This is a genomic window from Tardiphaga sp. 813_E8_N1_3, from assembly GCF_051811025.1.
In the GTDB taxonomy this organism is placed as follows: domain Bacteria; phylum Pseudomonadota; class Alphaproteobacteria; order Rhizobiales; family Xanthobacteraceae; genus Tardiphaga.
This window is the reverse complement of the sequence record NZ_JBPWQE010000001.1, coordinates 199757-222809: the sequence shown is the minus strand read 5'-3', so window position 1 is coordinate 222809 and position 23053 is coordinate 199757. Positions and strand designations below refer to the sequence as shown.

At 62.3% G+C, this 23053-nt stretch carries 15 protein-coding genes; 7 read left to right on the top strand and 8 right to left on the bottom strand.

From position 1 onward, the window contains the following. Positions 1-34: 34 nt before the first annotated feature. On the top strand, positions 35-1777 hold the full coding sequence (locus AB8A33_RS00995) for a cytochrome c biogenesis protein DipZ (protein ID WP_439091060.1): 1743 nt from the start codon (positions 35-37) through the stop codon (positions 1775-1777). 9 nt (positions 1778-1786) lie between these two features. Here the strand turns inward: AB8A33_RS00995 and AB8A33_RS00990 are convergent, their stop codons facing one another. The 6 genes from AB8A33_RS00990 to AB8A33_RS00965 form a co-directional block, all read right to left on the bottom strand. Further along, positions 1787-3166, bottom strand: coding sequence for a vWA domain-containing protein (locus tag AB8A33_RS00990; protein ID WP_439091059.1), 1380 nt, complete (start codon positions 3164-3166; stop codon positions 1787-1789). Between the two features lie 3 nt (positions 3167-3169). Next, positions 3170-4117 (bottom strand): AAA family ATPase, encoded by a 948-nt coding sequence (locus AB8A33_RS00985; protein WP_439091058.1) that lies wholly within the window; start codon positions 4115-4117, stop codon positions 3170-3172. A 119-nt stretch (positions 4118-4236) separates the two neighbouring features. Beyond that, a complete protein-coding gene (locus AB8A33_RS00980) occupies positions 4237-4998 on the bottom strand; it encodes a thermonuclease family protein (RefSeq protein WP_439091057.1) in 762 nt (253 codons plus the stop codon). A gap of 91 nt (positions 4999-5089) precedes the next feature. Then, positions 5090-5989, bottom strand: a complete 900-nt coding sequence (locus tag AB8A33_RS00975) for an EamA family transporter (RefSeq protein ID WP_439091056.1) — start codon at positions 5987-5989, stop codon at positions 5090-5092. Between the two features lie 110 nt (positions 5990-6099). Further along, the gene (locus tag AB8A33_RS00970; protein WP_439091055.1) at positions 6100-12249 is read right to left on the bottom strand and encodes an autotransporter-associated beta strand repeat-containing protein; all 6150 of its coding nucleotides are present in this window, start codon (positions 12247-12249) and stop codon (positions 6100-6102) included. 277 nt (positions 12250-12526) lie between these two features. Further along, the gene (locus AB8A33_RS00965; RefSeq protein ID WP_439091054.1) at positions 12527-13360 is read right to left on the bottom strand and encodes a LytTR family transcriptional regulator DNA-binding domain-containing protein; all 834 of its coding nucleotides are present in this window, start codon (positions 13358-13360) and stop codon (positions 12527-12529) included. 309 nt (positions 13361-13669) lie between these two features. Between AB8A33_RS00965 and AB8A33_RS00960 the strand changes: the two genes are divergently transcribed. Beyond that, a complete protein-coding gene (locus tag AB8A33_RS00960; RefSeq protein ID WP_439091053.1) occupies positions 13670-14503 on the top strand; it encodes an MBL fold metallo-hydrolase in 834 nt (277 codons plus the stop codon). Positions 14504-14540: 37 nt separating this feature from the next. Here AB8A33_RS00960 and ubiG read toward each other — a convergent pair whose 3' ends face one another. Beyond that, positions 14541-15299: a bifunctional 2-polyprenyl-6-hydroxyphenol methylase/3-demethylubiquinol 3-O-methyltransferase UbiG gene (gene ubiG / locus AB8A33_RS00955; RefSeq protein ID WP_439091052.1), complete on the bottom strand. Its 759-nt coding sequence runs from the start codon at positions 15297-15299 to the stop codon at positions 14541-14543. 15 nt (positions 15300-15314) lie between these two features. Further along, entirely contained in the window at positions 15315-15782 is a 468-nt protein-coding gene (locus AB8A33_RS00950) for a PH domain-containing protein (RefSeq protein WP_175368067.1), read from the bottom strand. A 155-nt stretch (positions 15783-15937) separates the two neighbouring features. On the opposite strand from AB8A33_RS00950, the gene AB8A33_RS00945 reads away from it, so the two are divergent. The 5 genes from AB8A33_RS00945 (at position 15938) to AB8A33_RS00925 (ending at position 23018) form a co-directional block, all read left to right on the top strand. Continuing rightward, positions 15938-17191, top strand: coding sequence for an aspartate kinase (locus AB8A33_RS00945; protein ID WP_439091051.1), 1254 nt, complete (start codon positions 15938-15940; stop codon positions 17189-17191). A gap of 265 nt (positions 17192-17456) precedes the next feature. Further along, positions 17457-19724 (top strand): phosphoenolpyruvate--protein phosphotransferase, encoded by a 2268-nt coding sequence (gene ptsP, locus AB8A33_RS00940; protein WP_439091050.1) that lies wholly within the window; start codon positions 17457-17459, stop codon positions 19722-19724. A 57-nt stretch (positions 19725-19781) separates the two neighbouring features. Further along, entirely contained in the window at positions 19782-20867 is a 1086-nt protein-coding gene (prfA, locus tag AB8A33_RS00935; RefSeq protein ID WP_439091049.1) for a peptide chain release factor 1, read from the top strand. After that, positions 20864-21751: a peptide chain release factor N(5)-glutamine methyltransferase gene (prmC, locus tag AB8A33_RS00930; RefSeq protein ID WP_439091048.1), complete on the top strand. Its 888-nt coding sequence runs from the start codon at positions 20864-20866 to the stop codon at positions 21749-21751. Before prfA ends, prmC begins: the two co-directional genes overlap by 4 nt. A 481-nt stretch (positions 21752-22232) precedes the next feature. After that, positions 22233-23018, top strand: a complete 786-nt coding sequence (locus AB8A33_RS00925; RefSeq protein ID WP_439091047.1) for a DUF4167 domain-containing protein — start codon at positions 22233-22235, stop codon at positions 23016-23018. The last annotated feature ends 35 nt before the right edge of the window (positions 23019-23053 follow it).

Sequence of the window (23053 nt, the reverse complement as noted above, 5' to 3'; positions counted from 1 at the left end):
CGCCGGCTTCACTCGTGTATTTTTGGAGATCACCGTGACGCTCTTCATCCTCGCTTATGCAGCCGGCCTGCTCACCATCGCATCGCCCTGCATCTTCCCGATCCTGCCGATCATTCTCGCCCGCGCGGACGAACCGTTTCGCCGCAGCGGATTGCCCTTGCTGATCGGCCTCACACTGACTTTCGCGGTGGCCGCCAGTCTCGCCTCTGTCGCCGGCAACTGGGCGATCGAGGCAAATCGCTATGGCAGAACCATCGCCCTCATCGTGATGACGTTGTTCGGCCTGGCACTGCTGTTGCCGACTCTCGCCACGCGACTGATGGCGCCGCTGGTGCTACTCGGCGTGAAGCTGTCCGGCTGGGCTGGCCAGAATGATGCAAACGCCAACCGCACACCGGTCGCTTCGCTGCTGCTCGGCATCGCGACGGGCCTCGTCTGGGCACCCTGTGCCGGACCGGTGCTGGGCCTGATCCTTACCGGCGCAGCACTGCATGGGCCCGGAATCGACACCGTGTTGCTGTTGCTCGCTTATGGCCTTGGTGCGGCAACGTCACTCGCCGCCGGGATGCTGCTAGGCGGACGCTTGCTCACCAGGGCGCGCGAGCTGATGCCATGGAGCGACGGCGTGCGTCGCGCGCTGGGTGGTGCAGTGGTGCTCGGCGCCATCGCGATCTGGGCCGGGCTGGATACGCGCCTGCTGACGCAGCTATCACTGCCGTCAACGACGGCGTTTGAAAGCAAGCTGATCGACACGCTGCAGCCCGCACCATCCGCGCAGGCCGGGACGTCCATCGGTAATGCCACACCCCATGCGTCACTATCGGGTCCGCTCGCATCCATCGTCGGCAGCAGGCAATGGCTCAACACATCGCCGCTGAAGGCTGAAGACCTGCAGGGCAAGGTCGTGCTGGTGAATTTCTGGACCTATTCCTGCATCAACTGCCTGCGCGTGCTGCCGCATGTCCGTGCCTGGGCCGAGAAATATCGCGATCAGGGCCTCGTCGTGATCGGCGTGCACACGCCGGAATTCGCCTTCGAGAAGAACGTCGGCAATGTCAGCACCGCAACGACGAAGCTCGGCGTCGGCTATCCCGTCGCGATCGACAACGACTTCCGGGTCTGGCGCGCTTTCAGCAACAATGCCTGGCCTGCCCTCTATTTCGTCGGTGCCGATGGTCGCACCCGCCATCAGGCGATCGGCGAAGGCAATTACGCGACGTCCGAACAGGTGATCCAGCAACTGCTCGCAGAAGCCGGCCACAAGCCGACTGTCGAGGCTGCGACGGTCCAGGCGGAAGGCACGCAGGTCGCCGCGGACGAAGAACAACTTCGTTCGTCGGAAACCTATCTCGGCTATGCGCAGGCCAGCGGCTTCACGTCACCGGGCGGCGCACGCGAAGACGTGCCAAGCCTCTATCGCGGCATCGACATGCTGCCACTGAACCGCTGGACGCTGGGCGGCACATGGACCATCGGCCGCGAATATGCGCAGCTCGATGATCAATCAGGTCGCATCGCCTATCGTTTCCACGCCCGCGACCTGCATCTGGTTCTCGGCCCATCACGGGACAGTAAGCCGGTGCGCTTCCGCGTGACCATCGACGGCGCGGCGCCCGGCGCCAGCCACGGCACCGATACCGATGCCGATGGGTACGGAACCGTGACGGATGCGAAGCTGTATCAGCTGGTGCGGCAGGCCGGCGACGTCGCCGACCGCACATTCGGAATCGAATTCCTCGATCCGGGCGTGCGGGCCTATGCCTTCACCTTCGGCTGATGACGACGACTATTGATAGGTCGCCACGATATCCGCGACGGCGCGCTCGAGTTGCTGCGCCGTCGCGCATTGGCGCACGACATTGCAGAAGGTCGCATAGCGCGGCATTTCGGAATCGCCGAAGCCCCAACCCATGCGACCCTCGGGATTGAGCCAGACCAACCGCTTCGAGCGCTCGCCGATGCGGCGCAGGATGTCAGCGCGCGGATCCAGATTATTGCTGCGGGCGTCGCCGAGAACAATGACCGTGGTCTGCGGCGTGATTGCGCTCATGAAGCCTTTCTCGAAGTCAACGAAAGAGCGACCGTAGTCTGACGAACCATAGCCGACCGAAGACATGATCTGCTTCATCGCCTCTTCGGGTTTGTTCTTCTCCAGGACTTCACTGACTTCGATCAGGTTGCCGGAAAAAGCGAAGGAGCGCACGTCGGACACAACTTCATGCAGGCTGTGGATCAGCAGCAGGAAGAAGTCGGAGACCTGCGCGACCGAGCCCGAGACGTCGCAGATCGCAACAATCTTCGGCTTGTCGCGATGGCGGCGCTTCCATGCCGTCATGAACGGCACGCCACCCCATGCAGCATTGCGGCGGATGGTGCGGCGCACGTCGAGGTGGCCGCGGCGTTGCCGTTTGCGCGGCTTGCTGAAACGCTCACGCAGCCGCCGTGCGATGTTGCGGATCAGTGCCCGCATCTGCTCGATCTGGCGCTGTTCCAGCCGCGCCATCGGCGCGTTGCGCAAGATCTCATTGCGCAACGCCTCTTTCTCTTCGCGGCCATAGAGCAGCAGCGCCTGCGCGACCATTTCGCTGACGGTCTCGCGCAGGCTACCGAGCGCCGCAGTGAGCCGTTCGGCATCCGCCGAATTCCGGGCATTGAGCGCGTCGATATCATCGCGCAACTGCGCGATTCCCAACTGTTCGAGCACCCGGCTGGCAAACAACCCGCGCTGGGTGAAGACGCGGACATCGGTCAGGCCGGCGGCATTCGAAGCACTCGACAGTGCCGCAGCAATCGCCGCGCGGTCCTGCGCGAGCAGCATCTGCGCGAGAGCGCCGAGTTCGGCAGGGGCCTGACCGGACGCCGTGCCTTCCACAGTTTCGGTGCCGCTTTCGCTCACACCTTCGTCCGCATCCTCCGCGTCGTCGTCATTTGCCGTTGGAGGTTGCTCGAAATCGGGGTGGGTGAAGAAGGTATCGAAACAGGCGCCGAGCGCGGCCTTGTCGTCGCCGGATTTCGCCAGCGTCAGCAGCAGCGCATCGCGCAGGATGCCGCGATCGGAGGGACCAACCTCGGCGACCGCGCGCATCGCATCGATACTTTCGGCGGGCGAGATTCTCACCCCGGCGCCGCGCGCCGCCCGAAAGAAACGATGCAGGGTGTCACGCATCGGCTAACCGAACACGCCTTGCCGGCCGGACTTGGCGACAAAACCCGAGACCTGTGGCAGCGTAGCTTCGATGTCTCCCTCATACTTTAACAGTACGTTGAGCGTGTCCTTGACCATCTCGTGGCCGAGTTCGGATGCGCCGAGCAACACCAGCACCTTGGCCCAGTCGATGGTCTCGCTGACCGACGGTAGTTTCTTCAGGTCCAGCGTGCGGACCTGATTGACGAAGCCGACAAGCTGCTTGCGCAAGGTGGTGGACACGCCAGGCACGCGAGTCTCGACGATGCGCTCTTCGAGCTTGGGCTCGGGGAAGCCTATATGCAGATGCAGGCAGCGGCGCTTCAGCGCGTCGCCAAGATCGCGCTCGCCGTTCGAGGTTAGGATCACGGTCGGTGGTACGAGGGCTACGACAGTGCCAAGCTCGGGGATCGTGACCTGGAAGTCGGACAGGATTTCGAGCAATAGCGATTCGAATTCGGCATCGGACTTGTCGATCTCGTCGATCAGGAGCACGCAGCCCATCGGCTGTTCCAGCGCGCGTAGCAACGGGCGTGGCTCGACGAACTCCTTGGAGAAGAACACGTCGCCGAAATCGTGCAGCTGGTCGAGCGCCTTGGCGAGCGTATCGGCGCCGCCCAGCACTTCGCCGAGCTTGTCCTTCAGGATCTGGGTGTAAAGTAGCTGTTTGGCGTATTTCCACTCATACAGCGCCTTGGCCTCGTCGAGGCCCTCATAGCACTGCATGCGGATCATCTCGAGACCGCGCGACGCCGCGATCGCCTTGGCAAGCTCGGTCTTTCCGACGCCGGCCGGGCCTTCGACCAGGATCGGCTTCTCGATCTTCTCGGCAAGATAGACGGCGGTGGCGATCTGCCGGCTGGCGATATAGCCGGCGGAGGCCAGGCTGCGCTCAACGGCTTCGATCGATGCTGAACTGGTGTTCTCGGCCACGCGCTTCACTCCGGATTTCGCATACTGGAATAAGCCACCGCGCCTGCGCCCGGCTCATTCCGGCGTCCTGATTTGCTACGTGGTTCAGCCCGCGGCGTCCAGCGCCACCGGCTCATCGCTCAGTTGCGGCGACTGGGGGCCTGACAGTTGAGCGCCTTGCGGTACCCCGCGGCGCGGGCGTCGTCCTCGCTGCAGAACCAGCGATCCGGCTTCGGCTGGGTCGCATAGTTCTGGCACTGGGGAATGAGATAGACGCCGACATGTCCTGTAAACTTGGCGCGGCGGACCTGTTTCGCCCGGATATTGCAGCCTGCCGGCATCGCGAGATCGGTGGGAAACAGCGCCGCGCGCAGCTCCTTGTCCTTGTCGCTCCGGCAGGCCGAGCCGAGCAATGGGCTGTCGGCGGCCTTGCTGCGGAACTCCGCGGGCATCACGAAGCACCCGCGCCACAGCCCTTGGCGCTTGTCCTTGGCAACCGTCTCATCGGGCTTGAAGCTGGTCTTGGCGCTTACCTTGTCCGACGGTTCTATACTCACCGCATAGCCCGATTGGATCACCGCCTGATTGAGACTACCCGTCTCGCCAACGACACTACAGAGACCGGTGCGACGGTTCTTGTAGATCTTGTCCTCGCCAAGGTCCTCACAGCGAACCTCGCGCTTGCCGATCAATTTCACCAGTTGGTCCCTTGCCTCGACGCCACAGGCCCAGTTGTCGGCATGCTCGTCGACACAGGGCTGATCCACCTCCGGCGCGTCCAGGCCGGCGAGCTTGTAGGCGACATTGCCGATCTGGATGGTGTCGCCGTCCTTGACGATGGCTTCGACCGCCGAGGCCGGGTTGGCGACAAGCAGCAGGAAGAGCAGGGAAAGGATACGCATCAATCTGGTCTCGGGATCGGCACGGGAGGGCTGCGATCAGTCCTATCGCAGCAGGCGCGCTCACGAAAGAGACATCACGCGCACTGCGCCGTCACACTGCAACCAGCATCGCCACGCCGACGACAATCAGCGCGATCCCCGACAATTCGCGCGCCGAAAGGGGCTGCTTGAACGAATAGTAGGCGACAGCCTGCGCGAACAGCACCTCGACCAGTGCCAGCGTCCGCACGTTGGCGGCGGCCGTAAGCGCAAAGGCCAGGAACCAGAATTGCGAGGCTGCCGCCCCCATGAAGCCGGCCAGCATCGATGGCTTCCACAGGCCGAGGATAGCGCTCAGCACCTTGGGTGCGCGGGCCAGCAGATAGATGGTCAGGATCAAGGTCTGCACGAACAATGCCCAGACCAGCGCATAGGACGCCGCCGTGACGAAGCTGACACCGGGCACCGTGATGATGGCGCCGCGAAAACCAACGGCCGACAGTGCGAAAGCGGCAGCCGCGACCAGTCCAAGGACGGTAGGCCGGATGCTGGCGATGTTGCGCGCGGCACCGGGCCGCAGCGCCGTGACGACGACTCCGATCGTGGCAATCAGGATCGCCGTGACCTTCAGCACCGTTAGATGATCGCCGAGAAAGACAAAACCGAAAATCGCGGTCTGGATCGCCTCGGTCTTAAGATAGGCCGTGGTCACCACAAAGGAGCGATCATTCATCGCCGCCAGCATGAGCCCCGTGGCAAATATCTGGCTCAGCGCGCCGAGTAGCAGCCACGGCCAGAATTCGGCTGATGGCCACGGCACCTTGTCGCCCGTCGCCAGGATGATCACCACGAAAAAGACGATCGAAAACGGGAAGCCGAACAGGAACCTGATATTGGTCGCGCCCCAGGTGCCCAATGGTCCGGTGAGCGAGCGCTGCATGGCATTGCGCGCCACCTGCCCCAGCGAGGCGATGATCGTGAAGGGGATCCAAAGCGAGGCGACGGTGAACATGAGGCAGGACGGGTCCGCGAGCGATGGCGCGGAACCTGACTGCGTCACGCCGCAGGGTCAAGCGGCCTGCGCCCATGCCTGCGATGCGATCGCGTCGCCTCCGACGTAGCTTACCAGACGAAGCGAACGATGCCCTTGCCGGCATGGCTGCGGGTGAGGTTGGAGAACTCGCCCTCATAGGTCGCAGCGAGCGACAGCCCGCTGCCGAGCATGACCTCCGCACTCGCGCTGGTCAGTGCCGCATCGGCTGCCATCGCCGCGCCATTCACGACGAAGCTCGCGCCAGGCAGCGACTGGAACGAGGCCTGCGCGATGCGGTCACGGTTGAAATCATGCGCCCAGGCGGCGCGCCCGCGCAACGTGAGCAACGCGGCGTCGAGAGCGAAGGATTTATCGGTGCGGAAGCCAAGCTCGCTACGCGTGGCAGTAACGTTGCGTCCGGTGTAGCTGAGCGCGAAATCATTGCCGCCAGAGACAAGCGCCTCTGCATAGGCAGGCAGGTCGATATTGGTGACCTGTCCAGCTGCATACGGCGTCACGCCGACTGCGCCGAGCCATGGCAGCACGTTGCGATGGCCGGCTTCGATGCGCGCCGAGAAAGCATGCGCGGTGAAGTTCGCGCGTAGCCGGTCAGCATCAACGATGGTCACCAGCCGCTCGGTGGTGATGTTCTGCCATCCGTAGGCGAGCGCGGCTGTGATATAAGCGGGGCCTTGGTGATGGCGCATGAAGCCACCGATCTGAAACAGGTCCGAATGACCTGACCCGAGATTGTCCGACAAGCCGAAACTGGTGCCGCCGCCGGCCACGGCGAAGCCGGCAAGCGTCTGCGGCGACAGCCAGGTATCGGCACCGACGGCGATCCCGCCGATCCGGCTGCTGCTGTTATGCGAACCAACGACCGTATTGCCGTCGATCGCCTGACCACCACCGAAGCCAGCAGCCCAGACGTCCCACCGCGATTCGAAACTCGCCGTCGCAGGTGGCACTTTAGTGATCGCACCGTAGGCGTCGCGCCACGACGTCGCGGAACGATTGGCCGACGTGAACGCGTTTGAATCTGTGCCCACCGTTGCGAGGCCGCGATTGGCACCGAGGGGATCGGTCAGCACGCCCATGAACTGGGTCATAGCCTGCACGGTGTTCTGCTGTACGCCGGTCGAGAGTTCGCCCGACGACTGCGTCAGATCTTCCGGCGCCATCGCGCCGAGCGCATAGGGGATGCCGCCATGGCTGCCGAAATAGGCATTCAGCGACGAAGCGATGTTGTTCTGATTGATGTTGAGACCCGTCAGCTTCAAATCGACATTGAGATAAACGTTCTGGGCATCGTAGCTCAGCGTCGTGATGAACGAGGGCGGCTCGTCGCTGACGATATTCGGGCTGAACGTGCCCGCGAGGCCACCCGCGGCATTCAAAACGGTGTAGCGTTCGCGCACGTAGGATGCAGGATCGAAGCTGACGCGAACGCCCGCATTGTTCAGCGACGCGGTGCCTGTGACATTGGTCCGGTCCGACGCCAGACCGGATACTTCGACCATGTAGCTCGAAGCCGCGGCAAACGTCAGATTGCCTTGTACTGACAGCAGCCCGACCGAATTGCCGGGCGACAGCATGCCGCCATCCCGGATCTGTGTGGTGCTGACGATGCCGTTGCCGCCGAGCGTCGCGCCGCGTTCGACGCTCACCAGCGACGACGCGGCGATCGAGCCGTTGACGCTGAGCGTTCCCGCCTTGACGTCCGTGGCGCCAGTATAGGAGTTGATACCATCGAGCCGTGTTGTGCCTGGGCCGCTTTGCGCGAATGAACCAATGCCGGAGATCACGCCCGCCAGCGTCAGCAGACCATCACGGTTGGCGATCAGCGCGCCATTGTTGATGACATTGCCGAGGAGCGAGCCTGTCAGCCCGCCATTGCCAATCTGCAGGGTCCCATTCGTAATGACCGAGCCACCGCTATAGGTGTTGTCGCCGGTGAGGACCGTGGTGCCGATGCCGACTTGCCGGAGTTGGCCACTGCCAGAGATCGTGCCGCCGAACGTGTAGATATCGGAGCGAAAGATCTGGAGTGTCCCGTAGTTGACGACATCACCGACGATCGAGCCGACAGCACCGCCGGAGCCGAGCTGCAAAGTACCAGCAGATATCAACGTGCCGCCGCTATAGACGCTGTCGTTCTGAAGCACGGTGGTGCCAGTTCCCATCTGCACCAATGAGCCGGCGCCTGAAATCACACCATTGTAGAACAGAGTATTGGAGCTATTGACGGACAACACGCCATTGTTGCCGACATTACCCGTGAGCGTGCCAGACGTCCCGCCATTGCCGATCTGCAGCGTACCGGCATTGATCGTCATGCCGCCGCTAAAGGAGTTGGCGCCTGCCAGAACCAGCGTGCCCCAGCCGTCCTTGGTCAATGCGCCGGCGCCCGAGATACTTCCTGTAGTCGTGAATGTTGTACCGAAGAGGGTCTCGATTGTGCCGCTGCCGGAAAGCGCAATACTTCGCGCGGACGTGATATCGGCGAGCGTCAGCAGCGTGCCACCCGAGAGCGTCAGCGTGCCCGTGCCGAGATTAGCGTCCGCGAGAACTGCAACAGCGCCGCCGGAAACTGTCGTGCCGCCCGTATATGTATTCGTTCCAGACAACAGCAGCGTGCCGCTACCGGTCTTCACGAGACTGCCGCCTACACCGGTGATTGTACTTGCGATGACTGTATCGCTCGCCTGATTGAGCGTCAGTTGCGCACTGCCGAGCGCAATCTCGCCGCCGAAGCCGATCAGCGAATTCGTCGTGGTATTGTAACCGTTGAGATCGAGCTTGCCGCTATAGACGATCACGTCACTGCCATTGGGCAGTGCCCCGGAAGCGCCAAGCTGCAGCGTGCCGGCTTCAAGCATGGTGCCGCCGGTCCAGCTATTGACGCTCGACAATACCAGTGTGCCGTCGCCGGCCTTGATCAGGCTGCCTCCGCCGGACACCGTGCCGGTGAGCACCAGCGCCGTTGCGGCGTCGGTATCGATCTGGCCGATGCCAAGCAACGACACATTGCGTGCCGAATTGATATTGGCCGTCGTGTGGAGGATGCCGTTGTCGAAAGTCAGGCCCCCCGCCGCGGCGCCAAGATTTGCATTCGACGAAATCTGCAGCGTACCTCCGCTGATGGTCGTGCCGCCGGTATAGGTGCTGGTGCCAGCGAGCACGAGCGTGCCGCCACCCGTCTTGTTCACACCGCCAGCACCTACAATCGGAGCCGAAATCGTCGCTGTCTCGCCCGACAGGACACGCAGTTCACCAATGCCGTCCGAACCGTCCAGCGCGGTTGGCCGCAGTTCGCCAGTGCCTTGAACAAGGTTGTAGAGGCCACCGACGAATTGCAGCCCATAGAATTTCTGCGATCCATCCACTGCGACCGTGCCACCCGGACCATTGAAGACACCATAAATGGATCCCCACTGAGTATTGGCAACACCGCCCAAATCAAACCAGTTGTTGTTAAGCGTATTCCAGGTTCCGCTGCCACCCGCGGTACCGCTTGTCGCGTCATCCCAACGTTGAAGGATGTCGGTGCCATTGGGCGAAGCAACGAGATCGACCACATGGAACCGCGAGCTGTCGATCGAATAGGTGACGGGAAACAGTCCCGAGATCGGAGGCGTCGTGCCAGTAGTTAGTCCGGAGATTGACGAACCGCCGGTATAGCTGATCATGCGATAGTAACCGACCGCAGGATCGCCCGTACCACTAATGTTGAACGTCACGTCGTGAAGCGAAACATCGCCATTAACGAAGACACTCGCTGACGTCGTCGAGGCTGCTCCGCTCGAAAGATGACCAAGATTGAAATCAAAGGCGCTGCCAGTAAGCATCGACAGGTTGCCGTTCACCGTCAGACGGCCCGTGCCATCCGGCGCGAGGGTGCCACCATTGAGCACCGTGGTGGCACCGACGGAGCCATTGCCGGTGAGGCGTCCGCCCGCATCGACATTGACCGTGCCACCGAGTTGTCCGGTCACGCCAAGCGTTGCGCTTAAGATTTCCGTGGTGCCCGTGAAAGCCACACTGCGGCCGGACAGGATCGTGGTGCCTGACAGCGCATTGATCGCACCATTGCCGGTGATAAGATTGTTGAAGAGATAATCGCCGCTCGTATGGTTGAAATTGAGCGTGCCGCTTTGTGCGAGTTCAACCAGGCCTGTCACAACACCAGGCGCCAGAGCTGCTGCCCCGGGCTCGGATCCGATATTCAACGCACCGCTGGCACCAGAGGCGCCTACTTGAATCGTGCGCGCTTTCGCAACGCCCCCACTGCTCACCGTCAGCGCCCCGACTGAAACTGCGCCGATCTTCAGGGTCTGGACATCGAGCACAGACCCTGCACCATCGACCCTCACCGTGCCGTGCGTGACATAAGACGCATCATTGCCAATTGAAGCGGTCGCTGCAGTCACATGCATGCCATCCGCAATCAGCAAAGAACCATTGCCACGATAGCCGACAAACAGATTGGCATTGAGCCAGGATGCGCCCGTGCCCGCGACGGTGACATTCGCATCAGTGCCACCGTCATAGCCGACATAACCATTGGCTGTCGTTAACCTGGCGCCGCTGGCGAAGACCAGTGTGCCGGCATTGGCCCGCAGATCACCGTCGAAAGACGTCGATGTTCCCGCCAGCGTCCAGACGGCGTCACCATTTTTTTCCAGCGCCGAGAAGCCGCGATACTTCGTGCCGAGTGCGGAGAGATCGAAAATTCCGTCCTGAGAGCCACCCAACGCAAAGATATTCGGATTGCTCGCGTCCAAACCAACGACGACATCGCCGGTAATGTTCGAGCCGGACCATAACTCCAGCCTGTTGCCGCCGCCGGAGAACAGAATCGCCGCAGCGCGCGATCCGTCGACGTTTCGCCCACCCTCGATCGTCCCGGCCGCAACGACCGTTATGCCGGCGCTTTGCCCAAGGATGGCGACTCCCGCCGCTCCATTCGCACCGGCGTGACCGTTGCTTCCATTGCCGAGCTCCCAGCCGCCGCCGCCCGGGCCGGCTGTCCCGCCCGCTCCGGCATCGCCGCCCTGCACCAGTCCACCATTGTCGACGCGCACAGTGCCCGGGCTCACCAACACGACGCCGGTGGCGCCGGCACCGCCGTTGCCGCCATTGCCACCATTGCCGCCGGAAACGCCTTGGCCACCCGATCCACCCGCCCCGCCGGTCCCGCCGGTCCCGCCGGACACCGAGGCGCCGCTTCTAATGACGGTCATGCGCGCGCTTTCGACGACGATGCCGGCGCCGCCATTGCCACCATTGCCACCACTGCCGCCATCGCCGCCGACGCCGCCGTCGGTCGCGGTGGTGATGCAGGGCGGCTGTCCGCCCGGGCAATAGTTACCGATACTATCCGGCGCGCCCGTGCCTCCATTGCCGCCGGCGCCACCCCAACCGCCCGAACCGCCTTTGATAGCGGGCGCGAGCGTTTCCAGGGTTTGTCCGGATGCGTAGAGGCCTATTCCGCCGCCACCACCACCTCCTCCTCCTCCGCCACCGCCGCCGTAGCCGGGGGCCATGAAGGTTCCGTAATACGCCACAACACCATCGCCACCATCGGCGGCTGCGCCGCCACTGCCACCTGCACCGCCCGCAATGAACTGGTTGCCCGGAACGAACAACCCGCTGAATATCGCGCCGGTGCCGCCACCGCCGCCACCGCCGCCGCTACCGCCGTCATGGCCCATTCCGTGAAACCAGTTGCTGCCATCTCCACCCTTGAGCCGCTGGGGACGCTTCCCGGGCGATCCCGCGCCTCCCTGGATTTGGCCGCCCAGGAGTTGCGAGCCGTTGAAGCCCGGAGCTCCCCCCTGACCGCCGTCTCCCCCTCCATGGGCATGCGCACCACTGCCGCCCTTGCCGCCATTGCCGATATAAGCGTTCTTCAGCGACTCGTTCTTGGCATTCCTGCCGCCGCCGCCGCCGCCTCCGCCTCCATTGGCGGGGTCGATCACACCGCCTATTCCGCCCGCTTTCGGATTGCTGGATGCATGTGCTCCGCCATTTCCGCCGACGCCCGAAGCCTGCGCATGAACCGCTTGCGACGAGACAATCGTCGCAACCACCAGCACCGGGCCGGCAAGCGACAGCAACGGCAGCGTCATCGCTGTCGACAACATCAACCTGTTAGCACGGTGCACGCCGGTGCCGCTGCTCCTGTCCGAGCCGCTGCGGCACGCTGCGCTGACGACCAAAAATACTGGGAGCTTCACGATTCGACTCCAGCTCGCAGATCGACGCGAGTGAAGTTCCATGAGACACGCGATCGCATGACGAGTCGCAATCAAAGATCGACGAATCGACCTATGGGTTCGACGAACGCCCGGCAGGTTTTTCACGTGTTGAAACGCAGCAACACACCACGCGAAAAACACTCAACACACTAACGTCGCTAACGATTTGTTAAGTCGTGATCAGCACGCGATTGATAGCAATCGGCACCGGAATATGAGTCGCCAACGTGCTCGCATTCATCTCGCTTGGTGTAGATCAAACGCCAAGATGCGCGCGTAGCTCAGCTCGGCCGGCGCGCGACACCGGCCAGTGGTCTTCATAGTCATGCAAGCGCAATTGCCATGCCCCGCTCGACCGGCGCACGACCTCGCGCACGAACTGATGATTGACGACGGCCGTGCGATGAATGCGAACGAACCAGCCCGGCGGGATCAGGCCCAGCCACTGTGTCAGCGGCCTTGGATCGAGTACCATCGCGCCATCCACCAGCCACACCTCAGTATAGTCTTTCGACGAGCGCAGGCCGACGATTTCGGTCAATGGCGTGCCGAGAATGCCGTGCGCGCGGCGTAAGTAGATTAATGCAGGATATGCAGCCTGCGAATCTTCCCCACGAGAGGTGATCGGCGACCGGCCATAACGCGCCGCCGCGATAAGATCGGCACAACGAAACAGATCCGCGATTTCATCCGACCACTGGCGCGATGCTGCGACCGCATCGAACCCGATGCAGGCGACGAGCCTGCCGTCATGAAACACCGGCACGCTGAGTACGCTTTTGTTGTTCTGCCGGATAAACTCAGCGCGCAACGCACCGGCGCTGCGTGGCAGTGCCTCGACGTCATTGACCATCACAGCCTGCCCCAGGACCAACCGTTGATGCAGCCAGCCAATCATGGTCACCGGCACGTGCTGCAGATCCTGCACAAAGGATCCGATCCCGCCGCGACTCCACTCATGGGTGTTACGAAAGCGCAGATGGTCGGCGTCGTATTCGAACATCCATGCGCGATCTGCTTCGGCGTCCGCGCCTATGACTTGGAGTATCTCGGCAATCGCCGCATCGAGTGGCCGCGTCAGCAGCAGCATCGCCGCGTCGAACACCCAGCCCGATTGCGACGCCGCAACACGATCATCGCGGCTGACGAATTCCCAGGGCTGGACTGAATTGGATGACAACTGCAATGCTCGCGGTAGTGATCACAAGATCTACCCAACCATATTACCTTCGGCAACGTGTCAATCCCCGCAGCATGACGACGATTCCATCGCGGCGCCCGGGCATCCACATCGTGCGATGCGCCGCGATCTTGGGCAGTCTCCGGCGCCACAACCAGCATTGCAGCGTCCGCTTTTGGCGATACATTGAAGCAAAGCGCATTCGGAGACTGCCGGATCATGCTGCGATTTCTGCCTGTTGTCCTCAGCGCCCTGACTTGTTGGGTACTGAGTTGGTTCGTCACACCCGCACTCGCACAAAATGCCCCGCGCGGCAGTGAGTGTCTGGCAATGGCCACACGGCCACCACTCGCAGTTCCGGTCAGTCTGCGCCGGACTGCGGCGAAGGCCGATGAGGTCACCATCACCTATGCCGGGCACTCGACCTATTACATCGACACCCCCGGCGGCGTGACCATCGCCACCGACTATAACGGCATCTACAAGCTCGATCGCATCCCGGACGTGGTGACGATGAACCGGGCGCACAGCACCCACTACACACTGCATCCCGACCCGCGCATCAAGACTGTGCTGCACGGATGGGGTGAGACTGGACAGCCGGCGCAGATCCATGAGCGCATCGGCGACGTGCTGATCCGCAACGTCACGACGGACATCCGCCGCTACTATGGCGATGACGCGGGCGGCGAGATGGTGAAGGACGGCAATTCGATCTTCATCTTCGAGGTTGCCGGCCTGTGCATCGGCCATCTCGGCCATCTGCATCACAAACTCGACGAGAGTCACTTCGCCGCGATCGGTCGCCTCGACATCGTGATGGTGCCGATCGATGGCAGCTACACAATGTCCCTTGACGGCGTATCCGAGATCACCAAGCGGCTGCGCGCCTCAGTGGTGCTGCCAATGCATCGCTTCATGACACCACTCAGCGACTTTATGACGAAGATCGGAAAAGATTTCGAAATCGACCAGCGCAGCGCCCAGACGCTGACGATATCACTCAATGCGCTGCCCAAGGCACCGACGGTGATTATTCTCAACGGGGTTTGACGACTTGGCGAGGCAGAAGCAGATAGGAACTGAAACGCTAGACCTCTTCCGCGACCACCATATAGTTCACGTCCATATCGGACGACAGCGTCCAGCGGTCACCGAGCGGATTGTAGACCACGCCTGATTGTTCGGTGATTTCAAGCTTGTTGCGCGACAGGTGATGCGCGAGTTCGTCCGGGGTAACGAACTTGTCCCACTGATGGGTGCCGCGGGGCAGCCATCGCAGCACGTATTCGGCGGCGACGATGCCGAGCGCAAAGCTCTTCCAGTTTCGATTTAGCGTCGAGACCACCATCAGGCCACCGGGCTTCAGCATCGACGCGCAGCGATCGAGGAAAGCACCAACATCGACCACATGCTCGACGACTTCCATCGCCAGCACGATGTCGAAGCGCTCACGCACATCCATCTCCTCGACGGTAGTGCAACGATAATCGATCGACAGATGCCCTTTGTCTGCGTGCAACTTGGCCGCGGCGATGTTGGTGGCAGAGGGATCGATACCGATCACCTGTGCGCCGAGCCGCGTGAACGGCTCACAGAGTAAACCCGCTCCGCAGCCGATATCGAGCATGCGCAATCCGCTCAGGCAATTGAGACTGCGAACATTGCGATCGAACTTGCGGCAGGCGGCGTCGCGAATATAGGTCAGGCGCAGCGGGTTGATCTTGTGCAGGGGCGCCATCTTGCCGCGCGGGTCCCACCATTCCTCCGACAGCTTGGAGAATTTCGCGACTTCGCTGGCATCGACGGAAGATGCGGAAGCGTCGGAATAGCTGGATTGCATGGCCATTGTGGAGCCGTTTTCCTATCGCGCTGTGATGTGGCTGCGAAATGCGAGTGGTGACGCGATCATCTTGATGACCTCTTCATCATCACCCATGTTCTCGATGGCGATGTCACCATAATTCAAGATGCGTCCCAGAATGCTCTGATTGACGCTGACGCTCGCGACCTTGTCGATACTGATCTCGAAAGTCTTGCGCGTGATGAAGCCTTCCTTGTGCACGACCCGCAGCGTGGTGACATCCGTCTCGGTCGTCCAGCGCTGGAACCAGCCCTTCATCGACCAGTACAGCGCCGCGAAGGCCACTACGGCCGAGGATGCCAGGCAGAGCAGAACAAGGGTTTCGTTGATCGCGTAACGCGTCAGGACCAGCAAAGCCGCCGAGACAATCCAGGCCGCGATGGCCGGGGCATAGACCACCCAGTGCAAGTTGCTGGAATACAGCACCTTCTCGCCCGGCTGCAGGATATCGTCGATATAGCGCCCCATAAACCGTCCAAAATGCCCTGTCTCGGCTCGTTCTAAGGGACCAGGAACCCGGGTTGCTTGCCCCCACCCTCGCCGCTATGTATACGCGCGTTTTCGTCCGCGTGCTTAGTGCGCGGTATCTTTACCCACTGTCGTCAGGGAATGCACCACTCGTCATGGGCCGGCTCGTAATGAAATTCGGCGGTACGTCCGTCGCCAACATCGACCGCATCCGCAACGTCGCGCAGCACGTCAAACGCGAGGTCGATGCCGGTCATGAGGTCGCGGTCGTGGTGTCGGCTATGTCGGGCAAAACCAACGAACTGGTCGCCTGGTGCACCGAAGTCTCGCCGATGCACGACGCCCGGGAATACGACGCCATCGTCGCGTCCGGTGAGCTCGTGACCGCCGGCCTGCTGGCGATCGCGCTGCAGACCATCGGCATCCAGGCCCGCTCCTGGCAGGGCTGGCAGATCCCGATCAAGACGTCGGACGCCCATGCCTCGGCCCGGATCGACGAGATTGACGGCGACAAGCTCATCAAGCGCTTCAAGGAGCGCAAGGAAGTGGCCGTCATCGCCGGATTCCAGGGTATCCATGCCGAGACCGGCCGCGTCACCACGCTCGGCCGCGGCGGGTCCGATACCTCGGCAGTGGCAATTGCCGCCGCCGTCAAGGCTGACCGCTGCGACATCTATACCGACGTGGACGGCGTCTACACCACCGATCCGCGCGTCGTGCCGAAGGCACAACGCATGAACAAGGTGGCGTTCGAGGAAATGCTGGAACTGGCGTCGCAGGGCGCCAAGGTGCTGCAGGTCCGCTCCGTGGAACTCGGCATGACCCACAACATGCCGATTTTCGTGCGCTCAAGTTTCGACAAACCCGAAGACATCGACCCGCACGGCACCCCGCCGGGCACGCTGATCTGCAGCGAGGAGGAAATCATGGAAAGCCACGTCGTTACCGGAATCGCCTTTTCCAAGGACGAGGCCCAGATTTCCGTCCGGCAGATCGAGGACAAGCCGGGCGTCGCCGCCTCGATCTTCGTGCCGCTGGCCGAAGCCAACATCAATGTGGACATGATCGTCCAGAACGTCTCGGAAGATGGCAAGACCACTGACCTGACCTTCACCGTGCCGGCCTCCGACTATGCCCGGGCCAAGGAGACCATCACGGCGGCCAAGGCCAAGATCGGCTATGCCCGCATCGACAGCGCCACCGATGTCGCAAAGGTCTCGGTAATTGGATCGGGCATGCGCAGCCATGCCGGCGTCGCCGCGCAGGCCTTCGCAGCCCTTTCCGAGCGCCAGATCAATATTCGGGCAATCACCACGTCCGAGATCAAGTTCTCGGTCCTGATCGATACGGCCTATACGGAACTGGCGGTTCGCACCCTGCACACGCTGTATGGTCTGGACAAAGCGTAGAAAATTTTTCCTGAAACATCCGTTATTTTGATGTGAACGGTGTGTTTCTTGTCTGGCAGGTGTTTTGCTTGGCAAAACAAGCCTCAATTCGCTATACGGCCTGCATGGCAGCCGTTGCGGCTGAGGGCGCCGTTTCGGACAATCTGATACGGTTCTGTCGCTGCGCCTCTTGTTGCGCGGCGGTGCAAATTCTATTGTTTTCTGAGGCTTAGCGTCGGCGCACGGCTTTTGTCAGGTGTCGGCCTCGTGGGGAGGGTGTCGGCACATGCGGAGCGCGTCGGGTGGCCCCCGAGTCTTGCTGAGACGGCTCCGCGAAGTGATGGCGGAGCAGGTCAGCGCTCAGGAACGCCTCGACAAGATCGTGGTGCTGATCGCCGCCAATATGGTGGCGGAAGTTTGCTCGACATACGTGCTGCGCGTCGACAATACACTCGAGCTCTACGCCACCGAAGGCCTCAACCGCGACGCCGTCCACCAAACCGTGCTGAGCTCCCATGAGGGCCTGGTCGGTCTGGTCGCCTCCGAAGCCACACCGCTCAATCTCAACGACGCGCAGAGCCATCCGGCGTTCTCGTTCCGCCCGGAGACCGGCGAAGAGATCTATCACTCGTTCCTAGGCGTGCCGATCCTGCGCGCCGGCAATACGCTCGGCGTGCTGGTGGTGCAGAACCGCGCCAAGCGCACTTATGTCGAGGAAGAGGTCGAGGCGCTGCAGACAACGGCGATGGTGCTCGCCGAGATGATCGCCTCCGGCGAGCTATCGGCGCTGGCGCAGCCGGGCGCCGAGCCCGCTGCGCGGCATTCCCTGCACAAGACCGGCGCCATTCTCTCCGATGGCATCGCGCTCGGCCATGTGGTTCTGCATGAGCCGCGCGTCGTCATCACCAATTACATCGCCGAAGACCTGCCGAAGGAAATCAAACGGCTAGATACGGCGTTGACCAAGCTGCGCTCGGACCTCGACCGCATGCTGGAACGCGGCGACGTCGCCGATAGTGGCGAACACCGCGACGTGCTCGAAGCCTATCGCATGTTCGCCAATGACCACGGCTGGTCGCACAAGCTGCACGAAGCCGTCGCCACCGGCCTCACCGCGGAAGCCGCCGTCGAACGTGTGCAGTCGGATACCCGTGCACGCATGTTGCGCTCCACCGATCCCTATCTGCGCGACCGGTTGCACGATCTTGAAGACCTCGGCCATCGCCTGATGCGGCAGCTGGTCGGCCAGGATCACGCGCCTTCGCGCGAGCAGATGCCGGACAATGCGATCCTGATCGCACGCGCGATGGGCCCGGCCGCCCTCCTCGACTACGATCGCAAGAAGCTGCGTGGCTTGGTGCTGGAGGAAGGTACGGCCAATTCGCACGTCTCGATCGTGGCACGCGCGCTCGGCATTCCCGCCATCGGCGAAGTCGCCAACGCGCCGGGCATTGCCGATCCCGGCGACGCCGTCATCGTCGATGGCACCTCGGGCTCGATCTATATTCGGCCCTCCGCCGAGATCGAATCCGCTTATGCCGAACGCGTGCGGTTCCGCGCGCGGCGACAGGCGCAGTATTCAGCGTTGCGTGATCGGCCCTGCGTCACCAAGGACGGCCAGAAGGTCGACCTCCTGATCAATGCCGGCCTGATCATCGACCTGCCGCATATCGACGACACCGGCTCGGCGGGCATCGGCCTGTTCCGTACCGAACTGCAATTCATGGTCGGCGAAAGCCTGCCGCGCTCCAGCGATCAGCTGGCGCTCTATCGCGCCGTGCTCGATGCCGCCGGCCCGAAACCGGTGACATTCCGCACCCTCGATATCGGCGGCGACAAAGCGCTGCCATACATGGAGACCATCGTCGAGGAAAACCCGGCGCTCGGCTGGCGCGCGATCCGTCTTGGCCTCGATCGACCCGGCTTGCTGCGCGGCCAGATCCGCGCATTGCTGCGCGCCGGCGGCGGGCGGGCGCTGCGCATCATGTTCCCAATGATTTCGGAAGTGGCCGAATTCGATCAGGCCAAGGCGATCATCGAACGCGAGCTGACTTATTTGCGCCAGCATGGTCATGCCCTGCCGGAGCGAATCGATGTTGGCACCATGATCGAGGTGCCTGCGCTGGTCTATCAGCTCGACGAACTCCTGAAGAAGGTCGACTTCGTCTCGGTCGGCTCCAACGACCTGTTCCAGTTCCTGTTCGCTGTCGACCGCGGCAATGCCAAGGTGTCGGAACGCTTCGATACGCTGTCGGCGCCGATCCTGCGCGTACTGCGTGAGATCGTGCAAAAGGGCGACGCCGCCAAACGTCACGTCTCGCTGTGCGGCGAGATGGCCTCACAGCCGATCGGCGCGCTGGCGCTGATTGGCATGGGCTATCGCTCGCTGTCGCTGTCGGCCACCGCACACGGTCCCGTGAAGGCAATGATTCTCGACCTCAATGCCAAAAAGGCCGAGGCGCTGATGACACAACTGCTCGACGCCCCCTCGGGCAGCGTTTCGATCCGGCAGAAGCTCACCGAATTCGCCGAAGCCGAAGGGCTGTCGTTGTAGCGAGGCTCTTGCCCGCACGACGTACCTTTCCCTTTCTGCGATCTCCGAGACGTCCCCATGTCCATGCTGCCCGAAACCAAACTCGATGTTCTCCTCGCCCATCATGCCTCGCTCGAGGCACAACTGATGGGTCAGGTCAGCGCCGAGAATTATGTGAAGATGACGCGCGAGCTGTCCGAGCTCAATCCGCTGATCGACGCGGTCAAGACCTATCGCGGTGCGCTTGCAGAGATCAAAGATATCGATGCGATGATCGCCGACACTTCGACCGATGCGGAGATGCGCGAGATGGCGCAGGCCGAGCGCCCGGCGCTGGAAGAACGCATCGAGGCGCTGGCGCAGGAAATCCGCGTGGCGCTATTGCCGAAGGATGCGATGGACGAGCGCAACGTGGTGCTGGAAATCCGTGCCGGCACCGGCGGTGACGAGGCTTCACTCTTCGCCGGCGACCTGTACCGGATGTATGAGCGTTTTGCGGCGCTGGCCGGCTGGAAGGTCGAGGTGATTTCGGCGTCCGAAGGCACCATGGGTGGTTACAAGGAAATCATCGCCGAGGTGAAAGGCCGCGGCGCCTTCGCCAAGCTGAAATTCGAATCCGGCGTGCATCGCGTCCAACGTGTGCCTGATACTGAAACACAGGGACGTATCCACACCTCCGCAGCAACGGTGGCGGTGCTGCCGGAAGTCGAGGAAGTCGATGTCGACATCAAGCAGGACGACCTGCGCATCGACACCATGCGCGCCCAGGGCGCGGGCGGCCAGCACGTCAACAAGACCGAATCGGCGATCCGCATCACGCATATCCCGACCGGCATCGTGGTGATGATGCAGGACAGCCGCTCGCAGCATAAGAACCGCGCCTCGGCGATGAACATCCTACGCTCGCGCATCTATGACGCCGAGCAGCAGCGTATCGATTCCGCCCGCTCGGCTGAGCGCAAGGAGAAGGTCGGCTCCGGCGACCGCTCGGAGCGCATCCGCACCTATAACTTCCCACAGGGCCGCGTCACCGACCACCGCATCAACCTCACGCTCTACAAGCTGCCGCAGGTGATCGCCGGCGAAGCGCTGGGCGAACTGGTCGATGCGCTGACGACAGAGCATCAGGCTGCACAGCTCGCTGCCCAAGGCGACGCGGCGTGAGCGCCGGCGACATGTTCGCCGGACAGAGCGTCGAGAACGCACGACGCTCATTGACCAATCTGCTCCGCACCCAAGGCATCGATTCCGCGGAACTCGACGTGCGCTTGCTGACTGGCGCCGCGCTCGGACTCGATCTGACCGGGCTGATCTCGGCTGCAAAGCGCATCCTGACGTCCAATGAAGCGGCCCAACTTGCCCGCTTCGCACAGCGCCGCATCGATGGCGAACCCGTCGCCCGCATCCTTGGCATGAAAGAATTCTGGGGCCTGCCGCTGCAGCTATCGCCCGATACGCTGGTGCCCCGCCCCGATACCGAAACCCTCGTCGAGGCAGCGCTCGAATTTCTCGATGCGACAGGTCCGCGCGACCGTCCGCTTCTGATCGCCGATCTCGGCACTGGCTCCGGCGCGATCCTGCTGGCGCTGCTGTCGGAGTTAACCAATGCCACCGGAATCGCAACTGATATCAACTTCGACGCCCTGCGGACGGCTCGCTCCAACGCTGCGCAGCTCGGCTTGATCGAGCGCACCCATTTCGTTGTCTGCGACTATGCCTCGGCCCTGGCCGGTGGCTTCGACCTGATCGTCTCCAATCCGCCCTACATTCCCTCGGCCGACATCGCCAACCTCGACATCGAGGTGCGCGACCACGACCCGCTCCGCGCCCTGGATGGTGGAAAAGACGGACTAGATGCCTATCAGATAATCGCCCCCGAAGCCGCGCGGTTGCTGGCGCCCGGCGGCCTCCTGGTGGTCGAGGTGGGCCACGACCAGAGCGACGATGTCGCCGGTCTGATGGTGGCATCCGGGCTAACCCTGCCAGCCCCCCCAAAAGCTGATCTGGGAGGCATCCGGAGGGCGGTATCGGGGCAAAAAAAGCCCTGATAAAGCCTTCTTACGACAGAAAAAACCGCTTGGAATATCCCCGGGGAGCGACTACCTTCTTGGTACAACATCGGTTCAGGGTTGGCTCGCCCCGTAGATCTACGGCTGGAAGCCAGAATTCTCGCTAGAGAGCCCGTCCGGGTGAAAGGTTCCAACAGGCAGGTTTGGTTGAGCGCGATGGCTGAAAGAGCTGCGCTGCTCGCGACCGCAAAGCGAACGAAAGCCTGATATTGCGCTTTAAACTTCACGCACAGAAGCCTGACCTTGTTTCGGCAGGTGAGTGATTTGGTCCGGCTGGCACGGTCAGCGGGCGGTTGGGGAACGCGTCTTTGTTGAACGCGAATGACGGCAAGATCGATGCAGCAAAGATCTGCACGACGATTCGGACGCTTGACGCGTCCGCATCCCGCAATGTGCTGCGGCAATCATCTCTTTGAAACATAGCTCTGTGACACTCTGGATCGATAACTGAAGGCGACACATGCGAAACGGTCAGAACAACAACAAGCGGATGCGGAATAACAACAACAACCGCAACAATAATAATAGCAACAACAACAATCGGCGCGGCCAGAACCCGATGACTCGGGTTTTCGAATCGAATGGCCCCGACATCAAGATCCGCGGTACCGCCTCCCACGTCGCAGAGAAATACGTCCAGCTCGCCCGCGATGCGCGCAGCTCCGGTGATCCCGTTGCTGCCGAGAACTACTATCAGCACGCCGAGCACTATTTCCGCCTGATCGCCGCCGCACAGGAGCAGTTCCGACAGAATCAGCCGCAACCGCGCACCGAAAACGAGATGCCGCCTGAGGACAACGATGACGAGAGCGAGAGCTACTCGAACTTCGGCGCCGAGCCTGGTTTCGTGCCAGTACAACAGCAGCCCTTTGCGCAGCGCGAGCAGCCTCCGCAGCGTGAGGGTGGTCAGCCCTATCAGCAGCGCGGCGAACAGCCCTATCAGCCCCGCGAGAACAATAATCGCGAACACCGTCAGCAGAATCAGCCGCAGGGCCAGCCGCAATATCAGCCGCAACCGCAGCCGATGATGCCGGTCGGCGATGGTGTCGATCGTCTGCCTTCTTTCATCACGGGTGGTGCGCAGCCTCAGCCGGGTACTGCTCCAGGCGGCTTCGAACAGAATGCTGGTGGAGAGCGCTTCCCGCCGCGTCGCCGCCGCCGTCCGCACGGTCCTCGTCCCGACGTTGCTGCAGCTGGCGCGCCAGCAGAAGCACCGAGCGACGATTTCAATCCGGGCAACTCATAAGCCCAGCCGCTCTCCGGCGAGAGCGCACATCACGA

What these genes read in the sequence shown, in the direction of transcription:
- AB8A33_RS00990 (WP_439091059.1), bottom strand. Translation starts at nt 3,166, where the DNA reads ATGCGTGACACCCTGCATCGTTTCTTTCGGGCGGCGCGCGGCGCCGGG.
- AB8A33_RS00980 (WP_439091057.1), bottom strand. Translation starts at nt 4,998, where the DNA reads ATGCGTATCCTTTCCCTGCTCTTCCTGCTGCTTGTCGCCAACCCGGCC.
- AB8A33_RS00975 (WP_439091056.1), bottom strand. Translation starts at nt 5,989, where the DNA reads ATGTTCACCGTCGCCTCGCTTTGGATCCCCTTCACGATCATCGCCTCG.
- AB8A33_RS00965 (WP_439091054.1), bottom strand. Translation starts at nt 13,360, where the DNA reads ATGCTGCTGCTGACGCGGCCACTCGATGCGGCGATTGCCGAGATACTC.
- AB8A33_RS00960 (WP_439091053.1), top strand. Translation starts at nt 13,670, where the DNA reads ATGCTGCGATTTCTGCCTGTTGTCCTCAGCGCCCTGACTTGTTGGGTA.
- ubiG (WP_439091052.1), bottom strand. Translation starts at nt 15,299, where the DNA reads ATGGCCATGCAATCCAGCTATTCCGACGCTTCCGCATCTTCCGTCGAT.
- AB8A33_RS00950 (WP_175368067.1), bottom strand. Translation starts at nt 15,782, where the DNA reads ATGGGGCGCTATATCGACGATATCCTGCAGCCGGGCGAGAAGGTGCTG.
- AB8A33_RS00945 (WP_439091051.1), top strand. Translation starts at nt 15,938, where the DNA reads ATGGGCCGGCTCGTAATGAAATTCGGCGGTACGTCCGTCGCCAACATC.
- ptsP (WP_439091050.1), top strand. Translation starts at nt 17,457, where the DNA reads ATGCGGAGCGCGTCGGGTGGCCCCCGAGTCTTGCTGAGACGGCTCCGC.
- prfA (WP_439091049.1), top strand. Translation starts at nt 19,782, where the DNA reads ATGTCCATGCTGCCCGAAACCAAACTCGATGTTCTCCTCGCCCATCAT.
- AB8A33_RS00925 (WP_439091047.1), top strand. Translation starts at nt 22,233, where the DNA reads ATGCGAAACGGTCAGAACAACAACAAGCGGATGCGGAATAACAACAAC.